This is a genomic window from Neobacillus niacini NBRC 15566, from assembly GCF_001591505.1.
GTDB classification, from domain to species: Bacteria; Bacillota; Bacilli; order Bacillales; family Cytobacillaceae; genus Neobacillus; species Neobacillus niacini.
On record NZ_BCVA01000010.1, the window covers coordinates 117,522 to 138,910 of the forward strand.

Sequence of the window (21,389 nt, forward strand, 5' to 3'; positions counted from 1 at the left end):
TTGTATCAAATACGTTGAATTTTTTGAATATTTTAACAAGTTTATTATAGACAACTATTCTATTAAATTCTACCTTATACTACAAATGTCATAGGCTTTTTGCATTATTTGTAGATTTATATATATTGAATATTCAAAATACAAGGGATTATAATAGAATCTGACATCGAAATACATAATAATTGGGGGATTAGAAATGAAGTTTAAAAAGCTGTCGATTTTATTTATACTCATGTTAGCACTCAGTACCTTCTTTTCATCTTCTGCTTTCGCAGAAAATATTGACAATCCTAACCTTGTAGCACTTGGGGATTCGATTACATATGGTTTAAACCTTGAATCCAGTAATTCCCAACCATCACCAAATGCATTTCCTAATCTGATTCAAAATGGAAATTTCAAGGTAACCAACTTAGGTGTTCCGGCACTGACTTCAACACAATTATTAAATAATTTAAGCAATCCAGCAGTACAAGGTGCTATCGGAAATGCGAATGTTATAACGTTATTTATCGGCAGTAATGACTTATTACAAGATCCATTATTAGCATCTGTAATGCAGCAATTAGGGGCTGCCCCTCCATTCGAAGGCAATCCAGCACTGGAGCAGATATTTAATGCAGCTGTACAAGCAGCAGAGCCACCTAAAGCATTAATAAAGACAAACTTAACGGGAATTTTTAATGTAATCCAGCAAATAAATCCAAATGCCCAAGTAATTCTCTATAATCTTTATAATCCATTTGGAACAGGAAATCTCAAGGTTCTAGGTGATAAGATCCTTAATGATATTAATACAAATATTATTAATGTTATAGCTAAGGATAATGGAGCAGTTGTGGCAGACTCGTTTTCTGCTATAAACGGAAACCAAGCGACTCTAATTTTACCAGGTGATATACATCCAAATAAAGCAGGTCAGATTGCATTGGCTCAAGCAGGTGACAGGGCATTAGTAGTCCTTAAGCCTGAAATTGAGTTGAATCCAGCAACAACAGAACAAACTGCTGGACCATTGACTATCGAAGTTGCTACTACTGCCAAAAAAGTTATTGAATTGAAATGGCTTTCTGGCGAGAAGACAATTACCGACTTTGCTACTGCTGGAGATATCATAACCGACAATAAATTTAATGTTTCTGAAAATGGATCTTACACTGTTTTTTTATTTGACAATTTAGGTTTTAAAGTTGTAAAAACTTTTAAAATCGAAAATATTAAAAAAGTAGAACCGCCGAAGGAAAACCCTGATCTAAACACTGGCGGAATTGATAATACACCAACACCTACAATACCTGAAACACCAGCAATTCCTGAAACACCAGAAACACCAGCAACTCCTGTTACGCCTACAACGCCAGAAACACCAGCAATTCCTGTTACGCCTGCCACACCTGTTACACCTGTAAAAGTACTAACTGACAAAGGACATGCGTTACCAAACACAGCATCTCCTGCTTATAATTTTACCGCAATTGGTTCTATCGTCCTTTTAGCTGGATTGGCAACATTGAAATTACAAAGAAGACGCAGGCACGAAATTTAATCCAAATAAAAAAGGTCAGCCCCCTACGTTAGAGGTTCTGACCTTTTATTTATGACACAACTCTTTCCTTCGGAGTAACCTTTTTCTTCCTAACTTCTAGCACAGTTAATACGATAGCCATAATTAAAAAGAGACTACTAATCCGGAAAAGATTAGCCGTATCTGTGAATTGAGCTATTGTCCCGAAGATAATGCCGCTTAATCCTATCCCTAAATCAATGGATGAAAAGAACATTCCATTTGCCACTCCTCTTCGGTTTTCGGGCGTCATGGACAAGGTCCATGATTGTAAGGTTGGTAAGGCACAGCCAAAACCAAGTCCAAACAATCCGCCTGCTACAGCAAGCAGGAAATCGGTTTGTGCATAGGAAAGGACCCATAACCCAACAAACGTAGCCGAAATACAAAAATAAATCATGCCAATGGGACCCTTTTCATCAAACCACTTTCCTGCTAACGGTCTAGCCGCTGTGGCAACAATTGCATTAAGAATATAGAATAAAAAGATTTGTTCAATGCCTCTTTCTTCCCCAAAGATGACGATAAAGGTAGAGACTGAACCATAACCAAGACAAATAATAATGGTAATAAAAGATGGGTACCAACTCGATTTCTCCACAAGTGAACCGAGGTAGGAAAATTTAAGACTTTCCTTTTGGTTTTTTAACACGGCTTCAGGTGTTTTGTAATGTACAAGTGCGAGCAAAACAACTGAAATAAAACCTAGTAATCCTGAAATAATAATGAGGTTGGTAAAGGAAGTAACATTATATAAAAAGATTCCTAGACTAGGAGCGATAATGAAACCAATTGTCGTTGACAGCCCAAAATAGCCCATTCCTTCACCCAGCCGTGAAAATGGAATGACATCTACCGCAGCGGTCCCGTTAACTGTTGTTGACCAGCCCCATGCAAGACCGTGAATAAAACGAATAAATAAAAATATCATGACAATTCTTGAGATAGGGTAAAGGACGGTAATGATTAATAAAATGACCGCTCCTATTAATACAAGTGCCTTCCTTTGTTTGTATTCGAGCATGTATCCAATAAAGGGTCTTATCAACACTGCACCGATCGAAAACAATGCCGTTACAAGACCAATTTCCAGCCCAGATGCTCCTATGGATTTAATGTAAGGTGGTAATGTGGGGATAAGCATTTGGAAAGACATGAATACAAAAAGATTTCCAATCATCAACATAATAAAAGATTTAGTCCACAAACGTTCCCTCAAAACAACACCCCTATCTATCTTCCTATAGAAAATGGAGGAATAGTTCGTTTATTTCGTATCACTAAATAATAGCACAGAATAGTAGAAATAAAAATATGAAATCATCTTCTTTTCACTATTTATCCTGTTTAATCGTTATCTTTTTTCAGTCAACTCAGGTATCATGAATAGTAGTAATCGAAATTCCAGTCGTTGCTATCCATCCATGATGATGTACCTATTTCCAGCAGCCTGGCTTCGATTAATCGTGTTGATTTTTCTTAAGGCTATTAGTAGAGGAGCACTATTATGCAACACGTTACTTTAGAGAAAACAAGGAGAAAGAAGAAGGTACTGCTGTCTTTAAAAATGACCGTAGCAGCTATTGTCATTTTCCTGTTCGTTATTAATTTATTTCCAGTTAAACAAATCGAGCAGAAAAACTTTTTTAATCATAACCGTCCATTAGTCATTGCCCACCAGGGCGGTGAATTGTTGGCACCTTCTAATACAATGGCTTCCTTTAGAAATGCTGCAAACATGGGAGTGGATGTCCTTGAAACAGATATACATATTACAAAGGACGGTCATTTAGTTACAATCCACGACCCTGGTGTTAACCGGACAACTAATGGAAAAGGCAATGTGGCAGACCTTACTTTAGCAGAACTTCAAGCGCTCGATGCAGGTTATCATTTTAAAGACTTAGATGGCAACTATAGTTTCCGTGGTAAGGGTGTTTATATTCCAACGGTCGATGAGATGTTTCAAACATTTAAAGACATAAAAATAGAAATAGAAATTAAAGACGATAATCCTCCTGAAAGAATTGAAGAAATGGCTTCGAAATTATGGGACCTAATTGAAAAATACCAAATGGAAGATAAAATCCTTATTGGCTCATTCGACAAAAAGATTATCCAAACGTTTGAAAAGTATGGCAAAGGTCGTGTTGCCGTTTCAGCCGGCCGACAAGAGGTTAAAAACTTTGTTGTTCTTCATAAATTCTTTTTGCGAAATCTTTATGTACCAAAAGTCGATGCCTTCCAAATCCCTGTAAAGGACAGCGGCTTTGATTTAACAGACAAAAGGTTAATTGATGGGGCACACCGTCTTGGCATGGACATCCATTACTGGACGATTGATGATCCAAGAACGATGGAAAAACTGATTGACGCAGGCGCTGATGGTATATTGACAAATCGGCCAGATTTATTGAACAAATTGCTTGAGGAAAAAGGTTTATAGATACTTGGGCTATTGGAGGTACCCCTACTTTCTTTGAGAGCCGTAACTACACCTTATTCTTCATTAGCGCAGGCTATCATGTGGTAGCATTGACGATTATGGAAATCATTATAGCGGCTTTTGTTTAATAGTAAAGGGTGCCCACTGTGTGAGGCACCCTTTATTTATTAATAGCTCTGTTATTATTCATTGTTGATTTAGGTTTGAGAATTCATAGGCGGAGAATTTCCGGCTATTGTATATAGAGGAACCTTAGAAGCAGATATAAGCGGAGATATTCCGGTTAACTGCTTTAAATAAGACAAAATCCAAGGATTTAGATAAATTAAGCGGAAAGACTCCGCTTATTTTTAAAGAAATATGGGTATCTCCCAATTTAAACGGAAATTCTCCGCTTATTTTCCAAACACATTGAAATCAGCATTCAGTCTTAACAGAGCATTATTAATAAATCGTGTGTACACCCTTTCCTGCTAGTGTGGCCCATTCAAATTGACGTAGTCTAACTTCAAACAACGTCAACGGATCACGGAACATTTCAGGGTTCGTATTCATTTTTTTCAAGATATCTTGATTTGCTGATATTTGAGACAGTGATTCCTCAATTGCTTCATTAAGGATTTTCAAGGGCTGTCTAAAGAACAATGTTATATCTCTTTCAAGTGATTTTTCAAATAACTCAAACTGTTGGAAAAAGCGTTCAATAACAACCTCAGTTGGTTCAGAATAGCTGTCGTTTTTCACAAAGTCCTTGTATTTGTTATAAAGTAACGATTTGTTTTGAGATAACGCTCCAAAGAGCTTCCCTGCACTTTTTAATAAGAATTGTGATGGAGTGTTGCGAAGTAAGATATTTACCTTTTCTAATTGGAACCGGCTTGTCATTCTATCGGTATCCCTATGCCAATCATCGAGAACTTTAAAGTCGCATAATGGCTTAATTCTCTCTTCCCCATATAAGCTATTTAAACCTTCTGCCATCTCATCTAAAAATTCTTGTCCTTGCGCAAATTCCTCTTTACTACTGTTAATCCATTCTTGAAGGGAAGTATAATACTTCGGCATTACCTCCTGCTCCAGGTAATCTTGTAATCGCTTGTTCATCACATCATTTAGCTCGATATGAATGGTGCTAATGTTGCTATCTTCCGCAATTAACTCCGAGCATTCCTGTAATATTTTCGGTACTTCGATAGAAATTTCATTTTGAATGGATTCCTTAATGGTACGGTATGATCTTGTAATGGCTTTTATTTTTTGTGCCTCAGTGTCCTTTAATTGATTAAGAGCTCCATTTAACTTCATTACTACTTCTTCATTCCAGCGGACCGACTCAATTAATTGATTCTCAACATCAATTCTCTTTTGCAACAGCCTAGAAATAGTAGTCCGTATGAAGAATAAAAGCTTAGCCAAGCGCTTGTCTGCAATGTTCCTTGTATCTGTGATTGATTGCATAAAGCCCTTTAATTCTAGTAATTGCTGTCCTCTTTCGTATTGGGAGGAATAGGCAAATACTTCAGCCTCAGGTAAGTAAGTCTGAATCTTAGACTTAGCTTCATCGTAAATCTTTATTGCCTCCTGCTCGTTAACAATCGTATCCATTTTACTTAAGAGAAAGTGGATAGGAATATCAGGTGCAAGCTCATTAATTTGTGAAAGAATGACCTTCTCTTTCTCCGTGAATGGTGCATTTGCATCTATTACAAATAATAATGTATCCGCCAGTTGAATATATTGCAGGACTTCATATCGATCTTGATGACTGCCTTTTAATCCTGGCGTTTCAATTAATGTCAGCTTTTGCTCATATAGAAATGGAAATGGTTGTTGAAATTCGATAATCGACTCAAGCGCATTCCGGCGTCGATCCATTCGCTCTTGAAAATGTGTGAAATCTGCGAGTTTAATGGTTTCATGATCTGTTATTTCATAGATATTCAGTTCCTCAAAGTCTTTAAACATGACAAGTGACGATGTTGGGCTGTCCTGAATTTCCTCACCCAAAATTGAATTTACGAAAGCAGACTTTCCACTTCCGCTCAAACCTGTAATGAATAGGTGATGGGTATCAAAATCATTTAATTGCTGAACCACCCATTTTAAATGGTTATTTTCACCCATATCTTTTGTCTTTGCCCAACTAATAATTGCCTCAAAGAGATTTAAACTCTCTTCTAGCTCGTCAATATTACTATTTGTTTCACTAATAAGATTTTCAGCTTCACTAACAATGGACATGCTTATACTTGTTGGAAAGAGCTCATTCCATGACAATACCGCCGCTGATACTAAGACTGTATGCTTTGGAACAGACAATCGCAGCCAATTGGTTAAAAGGTCTGGCACTAGGTCTTCTAGCGTTTTCATAATGAAGTTTCCATTTATTAAACCAAAATAAGTTTGATAATGAAGCTCAGAAAGGAATTCAAAATGAAGATTTCGGCTAAGATCAAGATTTAACAGTAAATGATTTACCTCTTTAAGCCATGTGAAATACGATTCCTTATCTTGGTAACTCCTCCAAAGGGAAGTTGTCAACTCTTCAAACATTCTCTGATCTAAGCTATACAATTCAAATATTGCTTGGGTGAAGTAATTTGGATTTAAACTTTTTGTAAGACCTTTTTTTACATAAGAATTTACTGTATCATACCAGTCAGTTGAACCTGTTCGTTTCGCTTCATTTACTGCCAGCTCAATGGCATTAGCCCAGTCCTGCTGATCCTCAAAATAGGCTCTTGCGATATCTGTCACATTTGGGTAATCAGGGTTTGAATTAATCGTTTTTTTGATTATTTCAACTGCTTCCTCACGCTTTTCTCGATCAATGTAGAGTGAAAATAACTGCAGGGAAACTTCTGTTTTTAATGTGAGATTATGGGTCTCAATCGAAAGATAAAGATCCTCTGCGTTCGAGAGAAGACCTGATTCATAGTAGGCATCTGCGATATTTTTTCTCGCCCATAGTTCGAGTTCACCCGTAATGTTCTCCCATTTAAAAATGGCTGCTTCATAGTCTCGATTATGGAAATAAATTTCACCTTGTGCAAAGCGGATAGACGTTAAATCGGGCAGGTCTTTTTGGAGCTCTTCCTGATATGCTTCGCCTAACACACGGATTGGCTGAACACTTTCTTGTTCATTTATGTACATTTGATAATATTCTTTTTTTATTAACTGACTTTCCAATGTCATGACGTACCCTCCTATACCACCACTTCTATGTCATTCATATGGAAAAGAGGCAGAAATATTCCTCTATACAATACGAACTGCGTACTCATTTTTAGTCCCAATTATATCGATTCTACCAAACGAATTTTTAATTCAGATTTCAATTATATTTCAATTTCGATACAATACTTTTCATTATGCTTCTACATTTATCCAAATTCAACGTATAATGATTTCAATCGACCAAAAGGAGCATTCACTTTGGAAAAAAAACAAGCTGTTTATCTGGCAGATTTAATCGAGGTTTCAAAACCGGCCATTTATGATATTAAGAAATTAGAAACAGTAAATGGAAAATTGCCTGGATTTCATCAATGGACCAATGGAAAACAAACCACCGCAGCCTTTGAGGTTACGCGTATTGATAGTGAGACAACCTACTATTATCTATTAATCGATTGGCACCGAAATGACAACTATTATTTAGTCATTTACCTTCATAATAAATCCACCACAGCGGCGGAACTAAGGGTCATCGAAGAAATTGATGGAATCCCATATATCTCATGGATGTACAATCCTTTAAAACGTGACGGGAAAAACGATCAAAGAAAAGCCTATTTCAAGCAAATGTTTGGCTCGAGAAAGGTACATATTAAAATTCCTGACACTACATTAGAGATAACAGAGTTCTTAAACGAATTATTTAGACTCTGCCAAAATCGTATAAAAGCAGATAAAGTCGTCGAAGTGTTTAACTTTGAAAAATAATAAGAAGTAAAAAAATCGGAAGGCACCTGCCTTCCGATTTTATAAAACCTTACTTAAGAAGGCTTTTGTTCGAAGTTCCTTTGGATGATCAAATAATTCATTTGGAGTATTTTCTTCGACAATAAGACCCTCGTCCATAAATATTACGCGGTCTCCTACTTCCTTAGCAAAGCCCATTTCATGCGTGACCACAATCATGGTCATACCTTCTTTTGCCAACTGTTTCATAACCTCCAAAACCTCTCCGACCATTTCAGGGTCAAGTGCCGAGGTTGGTTCGTCAAACAGCATGATTTTCGGTTCCATCGCAAGCGCTCTAGCAATGGCAACACGCTGCTTTTGACCGCCTGATAAGGAATCAGGATATGCCTCAGCTTTTTCCTCTAATCCTACTTTTCTTAAAAGCTCTAAACCTTTTTTTCTTGCCTGCCCAGCAGATATATTTCGAACCTTCATTGGAGCGAGCATGATATTTTCAATGACCTTTTTATGAGGGAATAGATTAAACTGCTGAAAGACCATCCCCACTTCCGTCCTTACCTTATTGATATCTGTCTTTTTGTCGGTAATATCTGTCCCTTCAATATAGACATGTCCATCCGTAATCGTCTCTAATAGATTTATACAGCGCAGGAATGTAGATTTACCTGAACCAGATGGACCAATCACGACTACCACCTCTTGTGGCTTAACCGTTACACTAATATCCTTTAGTACCATATTTGTACCAAATGATTTTTTTAAACTTTTCACTTCAATCATTCTGTGGCCAGCCTCCTTTCAAGACGGCTTAATACGAAGCTTAACGAAAGCGTTAAAACAAGGTAAATGAGTGCTGCCGTAATATATGGCTCCCATACACGAAAATATTGACCTTGCATGGCTCGTCCCCAATACATGAGTTCAGGAGCTGCGACTAACGAAGCGAGAGAAGATTCTTTGATTAAGACAATAAATTCATTACCTAGCGGCGGAATCATTCGTTTAAATGCTTGAGGAAGGATAACATAACGCATAGCTTGTACATGCGTCATACCCAAAGAGCGAGACGCTTCCATCTGCCCTTTATCAATTGATTGAATTCCTGCACGAAAGATTTCAGCTATGTACGCTGCAGAGTTTAATGAAAGTGTTAGAATCGCCGCAGCCACAGCATTCGTTTCACCGGTAAATAGCGGTACGACCGCAAAATGAATTAGCATAATTTGCACGAGCATTGGAGTACCACGGAAAAAGGTAATATAAATACCAAACGGTAAGGATAGAAATCTATTTTTCAGCATTTTGCCTAATCCAATAAATAAACCCAGGACAGTTCCTAATGCAATACCAGCTAATGATAGTCCTATTGTGAGCAGTGTCCCTTTAAGAAAAAAGGGTGCGTATTCCGCTAAAATATTCCATTGTATATCCATAATCAAACCCCCTATGAAACATTGATTCTCTTTTAAATGATGTAAGACTTGGTATTAAAGCAAAAATTGCGTAACATCTACTTAATAAGAGTTACGCAATTTTTGTTCTTATTATTGTTGATCTTTTAGTAATTGTATATCAGGATCTACCTTAAACCATTCATTGTAAATTTTCGTATACGTTCCGTTCTCAAATACTTCGTTTAGCGCTTTATCAAAATCAGCTTTTAACTTACTTCCCTTCGAAAACATTAACCCATAGAACTCTTGTGCAAACGCGTCTTTATCTTCAATAATGACAAATTTATCATTTGGGTTGTTTTTTGCATATTCTTCAATTACTGTATTATCCGCAACAACAGCATCTGCTCCTCCAGCCTTCAGCTCAAGGATTGCTAAGTTATTGTTTTCGAACTTTTTTATCTGTGGACTGTTTTTACCAAGAAGACCTTCAACTGCTTCCTGTCCAGTGGTTGCATTTTGAACAGCAACAGTTTTATCCTTCAAATCCTCAGCACTTTTAATATCACTGCCTTCTGGAACCATAATCTTATTGGTAGATAAGAAGTATGGTACAGAAAAATCATATGTTTTCTTCCTATCATCATTTATGGTAATCGACGAAATACCAATATCGGCAATTTTCTTCTCTAATTCTACGAAAATTGGATCCCAGCCTGTGTGAGCAATATCAATCTCGTATCCTGCTTCTTTCGCAACAGCTTTAATTAAATCAATATCAAATCCTACAATTTCACCTTTATCTTGATACTCAAATGGTGCATAGGCAGCGTCAGTTACAACGCGGAGAGCTTTCTTTTTGTCATCGGAATCAGAGCCATTTCCACTTGTTTCACTAGAGCCGCAAGCGGTTAGAACTAAAATAAAAGCCATGACCATAAACGTTACAAAATATTTTGCCTTCTTCATTTTTGACCCCCTAATGTTTTTTTAAAAAACTAATCTTTGAAACATTTTAAATTTTTAGAATATAAGTGATTATAACTTTTTTTATTGACTTATTCAATATTTTATTGGCGCACTTTATTTGTTTTCCTTTTTAATGATGTAAAAATGTAATATAAAAATAGTATTAAAGAGTTAATTGTTTTATTCTGTTGATTTTTTCATTATTTACCTTGCTCGTTCCTAGGCACATGCCCACACTCTCCGCGAATGACTACATAACCTATATGGTATTCATTTAAAAAAGGAGAGTTGCCCAATGTATCCTTATGGCTATTATCAAGTACCACCAACACAGTATGATTACAATCAATTTGAACAATTTGATTCGTATACTCAACAAAACCAATATGACCCGTATGATCCAGATAGACAACCACAACAACTTGAGCGCAGAGTCAATCAGCTTGAAAGAGAAAATCAGCGTCAGGAAAGAGAAATTAATCAACTTCAACGTGATGTAAACCAACTTCAACGACGTCTACAGCGGGTTAACCAACGCCTGCGTGCAGTGGAAAGACGTTTTAACTTCCCATTCACACCATTTGATGGCGAATTTTAAAAGTATGTAAGAACCAGGCAGTCAACGCCTGGTTCTTTTCAATTTGTAAGATTTATACTAACAAATCAAAAATCATGTCAGTGTTTCTGACACAACCCCTGACAAATTTAAATTATTTCGTTAACTTTTAGAATACATACTGTTTAGATAAGGGGAGATTAGCTATGTATACGACGAATGATATCAAATTAGCTGAAAGGATCCTTCAGCTAGATAAACGAAGAGATGAATTGTATGAAGAGCTCATGAAAAAACTGGGCTCACATGCACATGAACTGATTAGAGCCATTCAAAATCGATAACCATGGAGGGAAGGAAATGACAAATCAATTGCGTAAAGGAATCAAAACACTTAAACTATTTTACATTAATAGATTAATTGAATCTGGTCTTTATAACGCTTCTGACGATGAACTACATTCCCTCACATTAAGTGAACTGCAAACAATTTTCAAAAAGACATTCCCCCCTAAAAAAATCCAATCAATGTAAGGAAAATTAACATAAATTAAAATATAAACCTAATCACATAAGAGCGTGGTGAGATTAAAAATGGCAAATGATTCTTCATATAAAGATAAAAAGGTGATAACGATTGGGATTGTAAGAGACCTAACCGGTCTTTCAGAGCGGCAAATACGCTATTATGAGGAACGTAAATTAATTTTCCCCGAAAGGTCTGCTGGCGGGAGCAGAAAATATTCCTTTGCAGATGTTGAGTTATTAGTGGAAATTGCAAACAAAATTGAAGATGGTGTTCAAACACATGAAATTAGAAAAGAAATGCTTCGAGCTCAGAAAAAGCAAAACCAGAATGAGATTACTAGAAAGATGATTCAAGGACAATTGAATGCGCAGTTTGGGTTGCGAAAAGGACCATCTTCTTAATAAAGTAACAGGTTTACATTAGAGGTTCAAACAATATAAAACACATAGCAAAACGCACTTGAATTGACAATATAATTCACAGTGCGTTTTTTATTGATTGTGTGTGTGAATTTTTGAGATTTGGTACATGTGGCAAAACGAAGGTCCCCCCTCAACGCATCTAAATGAGGTTTACTTGGTTTTTTGAAAAATAGGAAGCCTTATCCTTAATTGAGTAACCAGTGATTTTAAGTGGAGATTTTTCGGTTAGACTTCAGAATAGAGATCGGTTCGGGTATATAAGCGGAGATTTTCCGATTAAGCAAAGCAAAATTACCCATTTTCATGTTTTTCGTGTCGATAGTCGGAATCCTTCCGTCTAATTAAGCAATTTTCAGTGCTATTTCGAGATTAAGAGAAATTTCTCCGCTTGTTTATCAAACTTGCTTTAGCGTCTACTAAACTTGTACAACTTACGGGTGGTTTCATGAAGAAATTAAAAGCATAGAGATAGTTGCACCTCTAAGCCTTTTTGACTGTGGAATGTACTGTGAAGTTGATGTGATTTGGTCTGTTATTTACCGTTTTACACCTCACAAGTAAACTCTCTAAAGAGGATGGTTTTTTTACAAAACTCACCCTCTCCCCCGCCTCTTTTTCATAAAAAACTCACTTATTTTTCTGAGAACTCTAAAAACCATGTCAGGTAACCTTACACAATTGTAGAATCCACTTTAAATCCATGTAAAAATACAAATACACTAAATGTTAAGAAAATTAACATGAACTCAAGGGGGAGAATGAATGGATACTATATTCTTAATGAACAGTTTATGGGTAATGGTTGGAGCAGTTCTTGTCATCCTGATGATTGGAGGATTCATCCTTCTGGAAACTGGATCAACCCGCATGAAAAATGCTGGTCATATTGCAGGAAAAACGATTCTTACTTTTGGTATCTCGTCTATCGTATTTTGGGCAGTAGGTTACGGTTTAATCTTTGGTAAAGGAAATCCACTTATCGGACTTTCGGACTTCTTCTACTCAGGATATGATATCGAAGGTCTAGCACTTTCCGGTTCAGTATTCTTTTTGTTCCAATTAGCTTTTGCAGGTATATCCTTAACCATTGCGTTTGGGGGCTTTGCAGAAAGAGCGAAATTAGGAGCATACCTCGTATTTGCAGTACTATTCTCAGTGATTGTTTATCCACCCATTGCCCACTGGATTTGGGGCGGCGGCTGGTTAGCAGATCATGGTAAACAAGATTTCGCAGGCTCAACTGTTGTTCACTTAACAGGCGCAATGGCAGCATTTGCAGCCACATTAATCCTAAAGCCTCGTATCGGAAAATATAATAAAGATGGGTCAGCAAATAATCTTGCTGGACACAATCAAGTGTTCACTGCCTTAAGCGTATTACTCTTATGGGTTGGGTGGTTTGGGTTTAACGCAGGAAGTACAGTTTCTGTTGACGCTGCCTTCTTTGGTTTCGTAGCAGTTAACACAAACTTAGCTGCGGGTGCCGGCGTCATCGCAGCGATGATTATTTCCTGGATTGTTTTAGGTAAAGCAGATGTACCAATGATGTTGAATGGTGCCTTAGCTGGCTTAGTCGCAATCACGGCCTCCTGTGCATTTGTTGATACTTGGGCCGCAGTCCTAATCGGTTTCATTGCAGGTTTCCTAGTATTTTATAGCATTCGATTCTTTGAAAGCAAAGGGATTGATGATCCAATCGCGGCATTGTCTGTACACGGTGCAGCAGGAATTTGGGGAACCTTATCAACAGGTTTTTTTGCAACACCCGAATTAGCAACAGTTGGTGAGCCAGGGTTATTTTACGGAGGCGGCTTACATCAACTTGGAGTTCAGGCATTAGGAGTTGTTAGCAGTGGTGCTTTTGCCTTTATCGTCTCCTTTATCCTCTTAACCATTATGAAAGCCTTAATGAACGGACTACGCGTTACAGAAGAAGAAGAGATTATTGGTCTTGACTTGAGTGAGCACGGAAGCTACGGATACCCTGAAATGGTCAAGACTGAAATGTCGATCATTAGTTCAGATTCAAAGTTAAAGGCTTAATCCCCCCTTCCATCCTCTTTCAAGGGGATGGAAGATATTTATCGAAAAGGAGGTAACTCAATGGATGGCCAGCTACTTAGAGATTAGGAGATTCCGTGATGACCACATCATTTGGGTATCTCGCAATCATTTACAGTTAAATCAGCTACATGATGAAATCATTCAGCGAGTAATTTCTGTTTCGGTTAAACAAACAGAAAAATTTTTCGGCTCCCCTCCATGCCCCTTCACTTTTTTCATGATGGGCAGTGCTGGACGATTTGAGCAATCCATCTGGAGCGATCAGGATCACGGCATTATTTATCAACAGCAAGGAGATTCAATATACGAATATTTTATGGTGTTAGGAAAAGAAATCTCACAAGGTTTACAACTTGCAGGATATGCGTATTGTGATGGAGCTGTTATGGCAAGCAACCCCTTATGGTGTAAATCACTTTCCGAATGGAGGCAGCAATTAGTAAATTGGTCATTCAACTCAAACTGGGAATCTATTCGTCATTTATTGATCTTCATAGACGGAAGATCTCTTTATGGTGAAGCAAGCTTTCTAGAAAACTTAAAAACAGAAGTATATCAGATTATCCATAAAGAGTGCCTCTTTAATAAAATACTTAATAATACGCTATACCTAAAAAAGGGACTCGGTGTACTGGGGCAAATACTAGTGGAAACTCACGGACCACATACAGGTTCCTTAAATATAAAAGAGAAAGCCCTCTTTCCATATGTAAATGCGGTTCGTTTATTGGCTATAAAAGGGAATATCCTTGAGACCTCTACTATTTCTAGACTGGAAAAGCTTTCACAAATAGAACTTCCTTCTATTAAGGGAGAAATATATAAACAACAGTTCATAAAATTACTAAACTACCGTCTATCTCTATCAAAACCGGACAATTACGAAAATAGCCACTTTCTGCCTATCTCTACCCTCTCAAAAAAACAAAAGGAAGAGGTAAAAGAAATACTAAGAAACGGGATGGCATTGTACCGTTATGTAAAAAATTTAATAGAAAAGGAGGATACCTAATGGGAATGAATGATATGATTCAATTTTTTAGGACTATGTCAGGCAAACTTGGCTCCAATATTTACGCAGGTGTTCAAGGGCAAACCAATATGCAAAATATCTCTTTCATCCGACAACTGCAAAAAGAAATGAAAGAAAACAATTGCCTTGACACACCCTTACAGGAATTACAGGTTGTTGTATTTGATTTAGAAACTACCGGTTTCTATCCCGAAAAAGGAGATCGAGTCATCTCCGTGGGTGCCATCAAAATGATAGGTAATCAGCTATCGAAAACAGAAACCTTTTATTCCCTGGTACATTCTCCACAGACCATTTCAGATGAAATATCCACCCTGACCAACATTACCAATGAGGAACTAAGCAGTGCACCTATGGCCTCAGAGGTGTTACTGGAATTTTTCAAATTCATTAAGAATCATCCACTTGTCGCCCACCACGCCAAGCATGAACAATCTTTTATGCAAAAACTGACATGGGATTTATTAAAAACTAGATTCGAACACAGAATTATCGATACCTCCTTTCTGATTCGCATATCAAATCCTTTGATCAAATCCATCCCACTAGAAGCCGCTTGCGAGCAATGTGGGATTGAAGTAATCAATCGGCACCATGCTCTAGAGGATGCAAAACTGACAGCAAAGATTTGGAGTCATTATTTAACACTTGCCCAGTCCAAGGGTTATAAAAATCTTCGTGAAGTATACGAATATCTCGCAAAAATTAAATAGTAGGAAAAGTAAAAAACAACTATAGTAAAAAACTAAAGTACGCTTCTTTATTGTGGAATTGACCTCATAATTCAATCTGTTTTTTTACTTGACTATAGTAGAATCCCCGTGTGAAATTACTCCTTTCAACTCTTCTTTTTTGACCTCAAAAAAAATTTTTTTACTATTTTTATTTTCTTCCAACCTTAATCTGACAAGGATGAAAACGCTAACAATAATTTTAATTTATTTGAATTGTCAGATTTTTGTGTTGACCAAGATTTAGATTGGGTGTAAGATAACTGAAAATATAATTTGAATTAAATATTCTAACAAATGAGCATGCTTTCACTCATCCTATGAACTAGGAGTTATGGCATAGGTATTTTTTTCAACAGATTTTAATTATCTAAAGCGTTGTATCACTAAAAGGAGTGGTTAGGTTGGGAAGTCAATGGATATTCCTTAACGGCGATTTCGTTAAGAAAGAGGATGCTGTAGTTTCAGTTTTTGACCATGGTTTTTTATATGGTGATGGAGTATTTGAAGGCATTCGTGTATATAGCGGAAACGTCTTTAGGCTCGATGCTCACTTAAAAAGACTGTACGAATCAGCACAATCCATTATGCTGAATATTCCTTATACACAGGAAGAAATGACACAATTAATTGTCGATACGATCAGAAAAAATGAATTGAACAGCGCCTATATTCGTGTTGTTGTTTCGCGAGGTAAAGGAAATCTCGGACTCGACCCATCTTCCTGCTCGAAACCAAGCGTTATTATCATCGCAGAGGAATTGAAAATGTTTCCTCAGGAATATTACGATCGGGGAATAAAGATTGCTTCGGTTCCAAGTAGAAGAAATCGCCCAGATGTATTAAGCCCACAGGTAAAATCACTAAATTATTTAAATAATATTTTAGTTAAATTAGAAGCTAATCAAGCTGGTGTTGAAGAGGCATTAATGTTAAATGATCAAGGCTATGTAACAGAAGGTTCTGCGGATAATATCTTCATTGTAAAAAATGGAGTGATTTATACCCCGCCTGTTTACTTGGGAGCGTTAGAAGGTATCACTCGGAACGCTATCATCGATGTAGCAAAAGCGAAAGGCTACGAGGTTAAAGAATCTCCATTTACTCGCCACGATGTTTATGTGGCTGACGAGGTGTTCTTGACTGGAACAGCTGTAGAAGTTATTGCTGTTATTAATGTCGATGGCCGGGTAATTAGCGGCGGCAATCCAGGAAACGTTACAAACGACCTTTTAGAAGAATTTAGAAAAATCGTAACAACAGACGGAGTGGCTTGTTACCCTGAATCAGCAAACCACGCTGTTGTCAGTTAGGAGATTAGAAAATGCGAAGCGATATGATTAAAAAGGGAATTGATCGTGCTCCCCACCGAAGCCTATTATACGCAACAGGGGTAACAGTAAAAGATTTAGAAAAACCATTTATTGGTGTCTGCAACTCATTTATTGAGATTATCCCAGGACATAAACACCTTAATCATTTCGGTGAAATTGTAAAAGAAGCGATACGAGAAGCGGGCGGAATCCCTTTTGAATTTAACACAATCGGTGTAGATGACGGAATAGCAATGGGTCATGTGGGAATGCGCTACTCCCTTCCAAGCCGCGAAATTATTGCTGATAGTGCTGAAACTGTCATTAATGCTCATTGGTTCGATGGTGTATTTTACATTCCGAACTGTGACAAAATCACACCTGGAATGTTAATGGCAGCAGTTAGAACCAACGTCCCTTCCGTTTTTGTGTCTGGTGGCCCAATGGAAGCCGGTGTTTCTTCTACTGGAAAAAACCTTTCTCTTACTTCTGTATTTGAAGGAGTTGGAGCATACCATAGTGGGAAAATGACTCAGCAGGAGCTGCTTGAAATCGAAACTGCAGCATGCCCCACTTGCGGATCTTGTTCTGGAATGTTTACTGCAAACTCAATGAACTGTCTGATGGAAGTGTTAGGCATGACGGTTCCGGGTAACGGAACAATTGTAGCTACTTCTGAAGAAAGACACGAGTTAATTCGACAAGCAGCAAAACACTTAGTTGAATTAGTGAAAAAGGATATTAAACCACGAGATATTGTCACTAAAGAAGCAATAGACAATGCATTTGCTTTAGATATGGCTATGGGGGGATCGACAAACACCGTTTTACATACCTTAGCTATCGCTCATGAAGCTGGTATTGACTATGATCTACGTGAAATTAATAAAATTGCTGAACGAGTTCCGTATTTATCTAAAATTATGCCGGCGTCTGATTATTCTATGGATGATGTACATCGCGCTGGAGGAGTTAGTGCCATTCTTAATGAGTTATGTAAAGTAGAAGGTGCTCTCCATCAAGATTGTTTAAGTATTACCGGTAAGACTCTTGCTGAAAATGTGAAGGATGCAACAATAACAAATGAAGAAGTCATTCGGACTAAAGATAATCCATATAGCCCTGTTGGCGGTCTATCCATTCTATATGGAAACATTGCTCCAGATGGCGGTGTTATCAAAGTTGGTGCTGTTGATCCATCTATTAAAACTTTCCTTGGTGAAGCAATTGTTTTTGAGTCCCAAGATGAAGCACTGGAAAAGATTAATAATGGAACTGTTAAGGCTGGTCATGTTGTCGTCATTCGTTACGAAGGACCTAAAGGCGGACCAGGAATGCCAGAAATGCTTGCTCCAACATCAGCAATTGCCGGCCGCGGTTTAGGGAAGGAAGTTGCTCTCATTACTGATGGTCGTTTCTCTGGCGCAAGCCGTGGAATCTCCATTGGCCATATCTCACCGGAAGCTGCTGAAGGCGGTCCTATCGGGCTCGTTGAGAATGGCGACAAGATTCTCATTGATCTTGAGGCAAGAACGATTGAATTAATTGTTGATGACGAGGTACTGGTAGAAAGACGCCGTTTATGGCAAAAACCAGAACCTAAAATCAAATCTGGCTACTTAGCCAAATACGCAAAGTTAGTTACATCTGCCAACACTGGCGGGGTTATGAAAATATAGCAGTTAGTTACTGTCGCTTTAACCTGCTCAGGGTTTAGGCTCCCTTTTAATCGCCGAGGTTAAAGACACTTCAGTAGATTTGAAAAATTCATAGACAAAATCGATGACGGGAATAAAGGAATAAGAACATGTATTTTCAGAGAGCTGGGGTTGCTGTGAGCCCAGTAATACACCTTATTCCGACATCCTCCCTGAGTATTGAGCTGAACAGTCCTAACTTATTAGGCTCAATCGGGTGTACTCTAAGACACCTGTTACAAAAAGAAGCGCTAATGATTTTATTTATTCGCTTCAAGAGGCAGTATTCGTGAGGATACTGTAAAACCGGGTGGTACCGAGAAATGGAAGGCCTTTTCTCCCCGAAATATTCTGCTGTTGTCTAAATAAACTGGCAGTTTATTCGGAGAGAAAATGGCCTTTTTTATTATACAGGTAAAATATCTACACCGGTTCACTTTTTAAAGATTTGAATATTTACAAGGAGGGAATACGAGGTGAAAGTAGAAGCAAAGCCGGATTTCCAAACAAGTACGGCACCGAAAACGGGTGCAGACCTGCTCATTGACTTATTAATTAATGAAGGTGTTGATACGCTTTTTGGGTATCCGGGTGGTGCCGTTCTGCCAATATATGACGCGATTTATCGTGCAAGAGGCACCATTAAGCACGTCCTCTTCCGTCACGAGCAAGGAAGCATTCATGCTGCTGAAGGTTACGCACGTATAACAGGAAAACCCGGTGTTGTAATCGCAACTTCTGGTCCTGGTGCTACCAATCTGGTGACTGGAATTACTGACGCAATGATGGATTCTTTACCTCTAGTGGTTATCACTGGACAGGTAGCAAGAGGAATAATCGGAACCGACGCATTTCAAGAAGCCGATGTCATGGCAATTACGACACCTATTACAAAACATAATTATCAGGTTCAATCCATCTCTGACTTACCAAGGATTGTAAAAGAGGCCTTTCATATCGCTTCTACAGGGCGTCCTGGTCCGGTTCTGATTGATGTTCCAAAAGATATCTCTGCTGGAGAATTGTTTGAAATTCCTGCAGAAGGAACGATTGATCTTCCTGGTTATCAGCCGACAACCAAGCCAAATCCGCTGCAGATCAAGAAACTTGCAGATGCCATTTCTAGGGCTAAAAAACCAGTGATTCTGTCAGGTGCAGGAATTCTTCACGGAAAAGCTTCAACAGAGTTAACAGCCTTTGCTGAAAAACACAAGATCCCAGTTGTAACCACCCTTCTTGGACTTGGAACTTTCCCTGCAAATAGTCCCCTCTCCCTTGGGATGGGTGGCATGCACGGAACGTATACAGCTAACATGGCATTGTACGAAGCAGATTTACTTATTAATATCGGCGCCCGTTTTGATGACCGTCTGACTGGGAACTTAAAGCACTTTGCTCCAAATGCAAAGGTTGCTCATATTGATATCGATCCAGCAGAAATTGGTAAAAATGTTCCAACTCAAATACCAATCGTATCCGATTCAAAAGAAGCATTAGTTGAATTAATGAACCAGACAAGTGAATCACCGGAGGCTGGTGATTGGTTAGCAACACTAAATAAGTTAAAAGAAGAGTACCCATTATGGTATAAGCATGATCCAAACGGAATGTCTCCACAATGGTTGATTGAAGCCATTCATAAAGTAACAAATGGTGAGGCAGTTGTTACGACGGACGTTGGTCAGCACCAAATGTGGGCCGCTCAGTATTACAACTTTGAAAAACCCCACCGCTGGGTTACATCCGGTGGACTAGGAACGATGGGCTTCGGCTTCCCTGCTGCGATTGGAGCGCAAATGGCTTCACCTGGAAGCACAGTGGTAGCCATTGTAGGTGATGCTGGATTCCAAATGACACTGCAAGAGTTATCTGTTATCTATGAACAGAATCTCCCTGTCAAGATCATCATTGTTAATAACGGTGCCTTAGGTATGGTTCGACAATGGCAGGAATTATTACATGGTAACCGTATTTCAGAATCCATTTTGCATACACACCCAGATTTTGTAAAGCTTGCGGAAGCCTATCATATCCGCGGGTACAAAATCGAAAGTCAGGAAGAATTGATCACAAAGCTTCCAGAAGTTTTTGCATATAACGGTCCTGTTTTAATGGATTGCCGAGTGCTCCAGCAGGAAAAAGTCTTCCCGATGATCGCTCCTGGAAAAGGAATACATGAAATGATTGGGGTGAAACCATCATGAAACGGATTATATCCTTAACCGTTCAGGACCGAAGTGGTGTATTAAATCGTGTCACAGGTCTACTACAAAGACGTCAATTTAATATCTCAAGTATATCAGTCGGTCCAACTGAAACCGAAGGCATTTCAAAAATGACCTTGGTGGTTGAAGTTGAAGATGAGCAGCGCCTTGAACAAGTTACAAAGCAATTAAACAAGCAAATTGATGTTTTAAAGGTTTCAGATATTACCGATAAGGCGATTGTTGCACGTGAACTAGCCCTCATTAAAGTAGCAGGCAGCTCACAGCTTCGCAGTGAAATTAACGGGATCATAGACCCCTTCCGCGCCTTGATTATTGACGTAAGCAAAGATAGCTTAACGATCCAAATCACTGGCCGGCCAGACAAAATTGACGCGTTGATTGACTTGCTTCGCCCATATGGAATTAAAGAGATTGCTAGAACTGGACTAACCGCCTTCTTACGCGGACATCAACCACAGGTTAACGAGTTAACTACCTACTCTCAAATAAAATAAACATTTTCGAAGGGATGAT

The 21,389-nt window shown here is 38.2% G+C and carries 19 protein-coding genes; 14 read left to right on the forward strand and 5 right to left on the reverse strand.

Features of this window, described 5'->3' with window-relative positions:
• The first annotated feature begins 196 nt into the window (after window positions 1-196).
• Entirely contained in the window at window positions 197-1,546 is a 1,350-nt protein-coding gene (locus BANA01_RS11060; protein WP_034677375.1) for a GDSL-type esterase/lipase family protein, read from the forward strand.
• A gap of 49 nt (window positions 1,547-1,595) precedes the next feature.
• On the opposite strand, the gene BANA01_RS11065 is transcribed toward BANA01_RS11060, so the two are convergent.
• On the reverse strand, window positions 1,596-2,783 hold the full coding sequence (locus BANA01_RS11065) for an MFS transporter (protein ID WP_034677377.1): 1,188 nt from the start codon (window positions 2,781-2,783) through the stop codon (window positions 1,596-1,598).
• A 288-nt stretch (window positions 2,784-3,071) separates the two neighbouring features.
• On the opposite strand from BANA01_RS11065, the gene BANA01_RS11070 reads away from it, so the two are divergent.
• Entirely contained in the window at window positions 3,072-4,010 is a 939-nt protein-coding gene (locus BANA01_RS11070) for a glycerophosphodiester phosphodiesterase family protein (RefSeq protein WP_034677379.1), read from the forward strand.
• A 444-nt stretch (window positions 4,011-4,454) separates the two neighbouring features.
• Here the strand turns inward: BANA01_RS11070 and BANA01_RS11075 are convergent, their stop codons facing one another.
• Window positions 4,455-7,208 carry a dynamin family protein gene (locus BANA01_RS11075; RefSeq protein ID WP_034677382.1) on the reverse strand — a complete coding sequence of 918 codons (2,754 nt, stop codon included), beginning with the start codon at window positions 7,206-7,208 and terminating at the stop codon, window positions 4,455-4,457.
• A 240-nt stretch (window positions 7,209-7,448) separates the two neighbouring features.
• Here BANA01_RS11075 and BANA01_RS11080 point away from each other — a divergent pair, with 240 nt between their 5' ends.
• Entirely contained in the window at window positions 7,449-7,958 is a 510-nt protein-coding gene (locus BANA01_RS11080) for a hypothetical protein (protein WP_034677384.1), read from the forward strand.
• 39 nt (window positions 7,959-7,997) lie between these two features.
• Here BANA01_RS11080 and BANA01_RS11085 read toward each other — a convergent pair whose 3' ends face one another.
• The 3 genes from BANA01_RS11085 to BANA01_RS11095 form a co-directional block, all read right to left on the reverse strand.
• The gene (locus tag BANA01_RS11085; RefSeq protein WP_034677388.1) at window positions 7,998-8,720 is read right to left on the reverse strand and encodes an amino acid ABC transporter ATP-binding protein; all 723 of its coding nucleotides are present in this window, start codon (window positions 8,718-8,720) and stop codon (window positions 7,998-8,000) included.
• Entirely contained in the window at window positions 8,717-9,373 is a 657-nt protein-coding gene (locus tag BANA01_RS11090; protein WP_034677391.1) for an amino acid ABC transporter permease, read from the reverse strand. Before BANA01_RS11090 ends, BANA01_RS11085 begins: the two co-directional genes overlap by 4 nt.
• A gap of 111 nt (window positions 9,374-9,484) precedes the next feature.
• Window positions 9,485-10,303: a basic amino acid ABC transporter substrate-binding protein gene (locus tag BANA01_RS11095; protein ID WP_034677393.1), complete on the reverse strand. Its 819-nt coding sequence runs from the start codon at window positions 10,301-10,303 to the stop codon at window positions 9,485-9,487.
• 295 nt (window positions 10,304-10,598) lie between these two features.
• Between BANA01_RS11095 and BANA01_RS11100 the strand changes: the two genes are divergently transcribed.
• The 11 genes from BANA01_RS11100 (at window position 10,599) to ilvN (ending at window position 21,370) form a co-directional block, all read left to right on the forward strand.
• Window positions 10,599-10,901, forward strand: a complete 303-nt coding sequence (locus BANA01_RS11100) for a hypothetical protein (RefSeq protein WP_034677395.1) — start codon at window positions 10,599-10,601, stop codon at window positions 10,899-10,901.
• Between the two features lie 164 nt (window positions 10,902-11,065).
• The gene (locus BANA01_RS29905; RefSeq protein ID WP_169803683.1) at window positions 11,066-11,203 is read left to right on the forward strand and encodes a hypothetical protein; all 138 of its coding nucleotides are present in this window, start codon (window positions 11,066-11,068) and stop codon (window positions 11,201-11,203) included.
• 16 nt (window positions 11,204-11,219) lie between these two features.
• On the forward strand, window positions 11,220-11,393 hold the full coding sequence (locus tag BANA01_RS29100) for a Fur-regulated basic protein FbpA (RefSeq protein ID WP_082799486.1): 174 nt from the start codon (window positions 11,220-11,222) through the stop codon (window positions 11,391-11,393).
• Between the two features lie 60 nt (window positions 11,394-11,453).
• A complete protein-coding gene (locus BANA01_RS11105) occupies window positions 11,454-11,789 on the forward strand; it encodes a MerR family transcriptional regulator (protein WP_034677397.1) in 336 nt (111 codons plus the stop codon).
• A gap of 783 nt (window positions 11,790-12,572) precedes the next feature.
• Window positions 12,573-13,853 (forward strand): ammonium transporter, encoded by a 1,281-nt coding sequence (locus BANA01_RS11110; protein ID WP_034677399.1) that lies wholly within the window; start codon window positions 12,573-12,575, stop codon window positions 13,851-13,853.
• Between the two features lie 64 nt (window positions 13,854-13,917).
• Window positions 13,918-14,886, forward strand: a complete 969-nt coding sequence (locus tag BANA01_RS11115) for a DUF294 nucleotidyltransferase-like domain-containing protein (RefSeq protein WP_034677402.1) — start codon at window positions 13,918-13,920, stop codon at window positions 14,884-14,886.
• Window positions 14,886-15,620 carry an exonuclease domain-containing protein gene (locus BANA01_RS11120; RefSeq protein WP_034677405.1) on the forward strand — a complete coding sequence of 245 codons (735 nt, stop codon included), beginning with the start codon at window positions 14,886-14,888 and terminating at the stop codon, window positions 15,618-15,620. The genes BANA01_RS11115 and BANA01_RS11120 overlap by 1 nt, the downstream gene beginning before the upstream one ends.
• 422 nt (window positions 15,621-16,042) lie before the next feature.
• Complete coding sequence (gene ilvE, locus BANA01_RS11125) at window positions 16,043-16,951, forward strand: branched-chain-amino-acid transaminase (protein WP_034677407.1); 909 nt, start codon at window positions 16,043-16,045, stop codon at window positions 16,949-16,951.
• A gap of 11 nt (window positions 16,952-16,962) precedes the next feature.
• Window positions 16,963-18,630, forward strand: coding sequence for a dihydroxy-acid dehydratase (gene ilvD / locus BANA01_RS11130; protein ID WP_034677409.1), 1,668 nt, complete (start codon window positions 16,963-16,965; stop codon window positions 18,628-18,630).
• A gap of 494 nt (window positions 18,631-19,124) precedes the next feature.
• On the forward strand, window positions 19,125-20,852 hold the full coding sequence (ilvB, locus tag BANA01_RS11135) for a biosynthetic-type acetolactate synthase large subunit (RefSeq protein ID WP_034677412.1): 1,728 nt from the start codon (window positions 19,125-19,127) through the stop codon (window positions 20,850-20,852).
• Window positions 20,849-21,370, forward strand: a complete 522-nt coding sequence (ilvN, locus tag BANA01_RS11140) for an acetolactate synthase small subunit (protein WP_034677413.1) — start codon at window positions 20,849-20,851, stop codon at window positions 21,368-21,370. The genes ilvB and ilvN overlap by 4 nt, the downstream gene beginning before the upstream one ends.
• The last annotated feature ends 19 nt before the right edge of the window (window positions 21,371-21,389 follow it).

What these genes read in the sequence shown, in the direction of transcription:
- BANA01_RS29905 (WP_169803683.1), top strand. Translation starts at nt 11,066, where the DNA reads ATGTATACGACGAATGATATCAAATTAGCTGAAAGGATCCTTCAGCTA.
- BANA01_RS11095 (WP_034677393.1), bottom strand. Translation starts at nt 10,303, where the DNA reads ATGAAGAAGGCAAAATATTTTGTAACGTTTATGGTCATGGCTTTTATT.
- BANA01_RS11120 (WP_034677405.1), top strand. Translation starts at nt 14,886, where the DNA reads ATGGGAATGAATGATATGATTCAATTTTTTAGGACTATGTCAGGCAAA.
- BANA01_RS11070 (WP_034677379.1), top strand. Translation starts at nt 3,072, where the DNA reads ATGCAACACGTTACTTTAGAGAAAACAAGGAGAAAGAAGAAGGTACTG.
- ilvD (WP_034677409.1), top strand. Translation starts at nt 16,963, where the DNA reads ATGCGAAGCGATATGATTAAAAAGGGAATTGATCGTGCTCCCCACCGA.
- BANA01_RS11110 (WP_034677399.1), top strand. Translation starts at nt 12,573, where the DNA reads ATGGATACTATATTCTTAATGAACAGTTTATGGGTAATGGTTGGAGCA.
- BANA01_RS11085 (WP_034677388.1), bottom strand. Translation starts at nt 8,720, where the DNA reads ATGATTGAAGTGAAAAGTTTAAAAAAATCATTTGGTACAAATATGGTA.
- BANA01_RS11105 (WP_034677397.1), top strand. Translation starts at nt 11,454, where the DNA reads ATGGCAAATGATTCTTCATATAAAGATAAAAAGGTGATAACGATTGGG.
- ilvN (WP_034677413.1), top strand. Translation starts at nt 20,849, where the DNA reads ATGAAACGGATTATATCCTTAACCGTTCAGGACCGAAGTGGTGTATTA.
- BANA01_RS11075 (WP_034677382.1), bottom strand. Translation starts at nt 7,208, where the DNA reads ATGACATTGGAAAGTCAGTTAATAAAAAAAGAATATTATCAAATGTAC.
- BANA01_RS11115 (WP_034677402.1), top strand. Translation starts at nt 13,918, where the DNA reads ATGGCCAGCTACTTAGAGATTAGGAGATTCCGTGATGACCACATCATT.
- BANA01_RS11100 (WP_034677395.1), top strand. Translation starts at nt 10,599, where the DNA reads ATGTATCCTTATGGCTATTATCAAGTACCACCAACACAGTATGATTAC.
- BANA01_RS11090 (WP_034677391.1), bottom strand. Translation starts at nt 9,373, where the DNA reads ATGGATATACAATGGAATATTTTAGCGGAATACGCACCCTTTTTTCTT.
- BANA01_RS11060 (WP_034677375.1), top strand. Translation starts at nt 197, where the DNA reads ATGAAGTTTAAAAAGCTGTCGATTTTATTTATACTCATGTTAGCACTC.
- BANA01_RS29100 (WP_082799486.1), top strand. Translation starts at nt 11,220, where the DNA reads ATGACAAATCAATTGCGTAAAGGAATCAAAACACTTAAACTATTTTAC.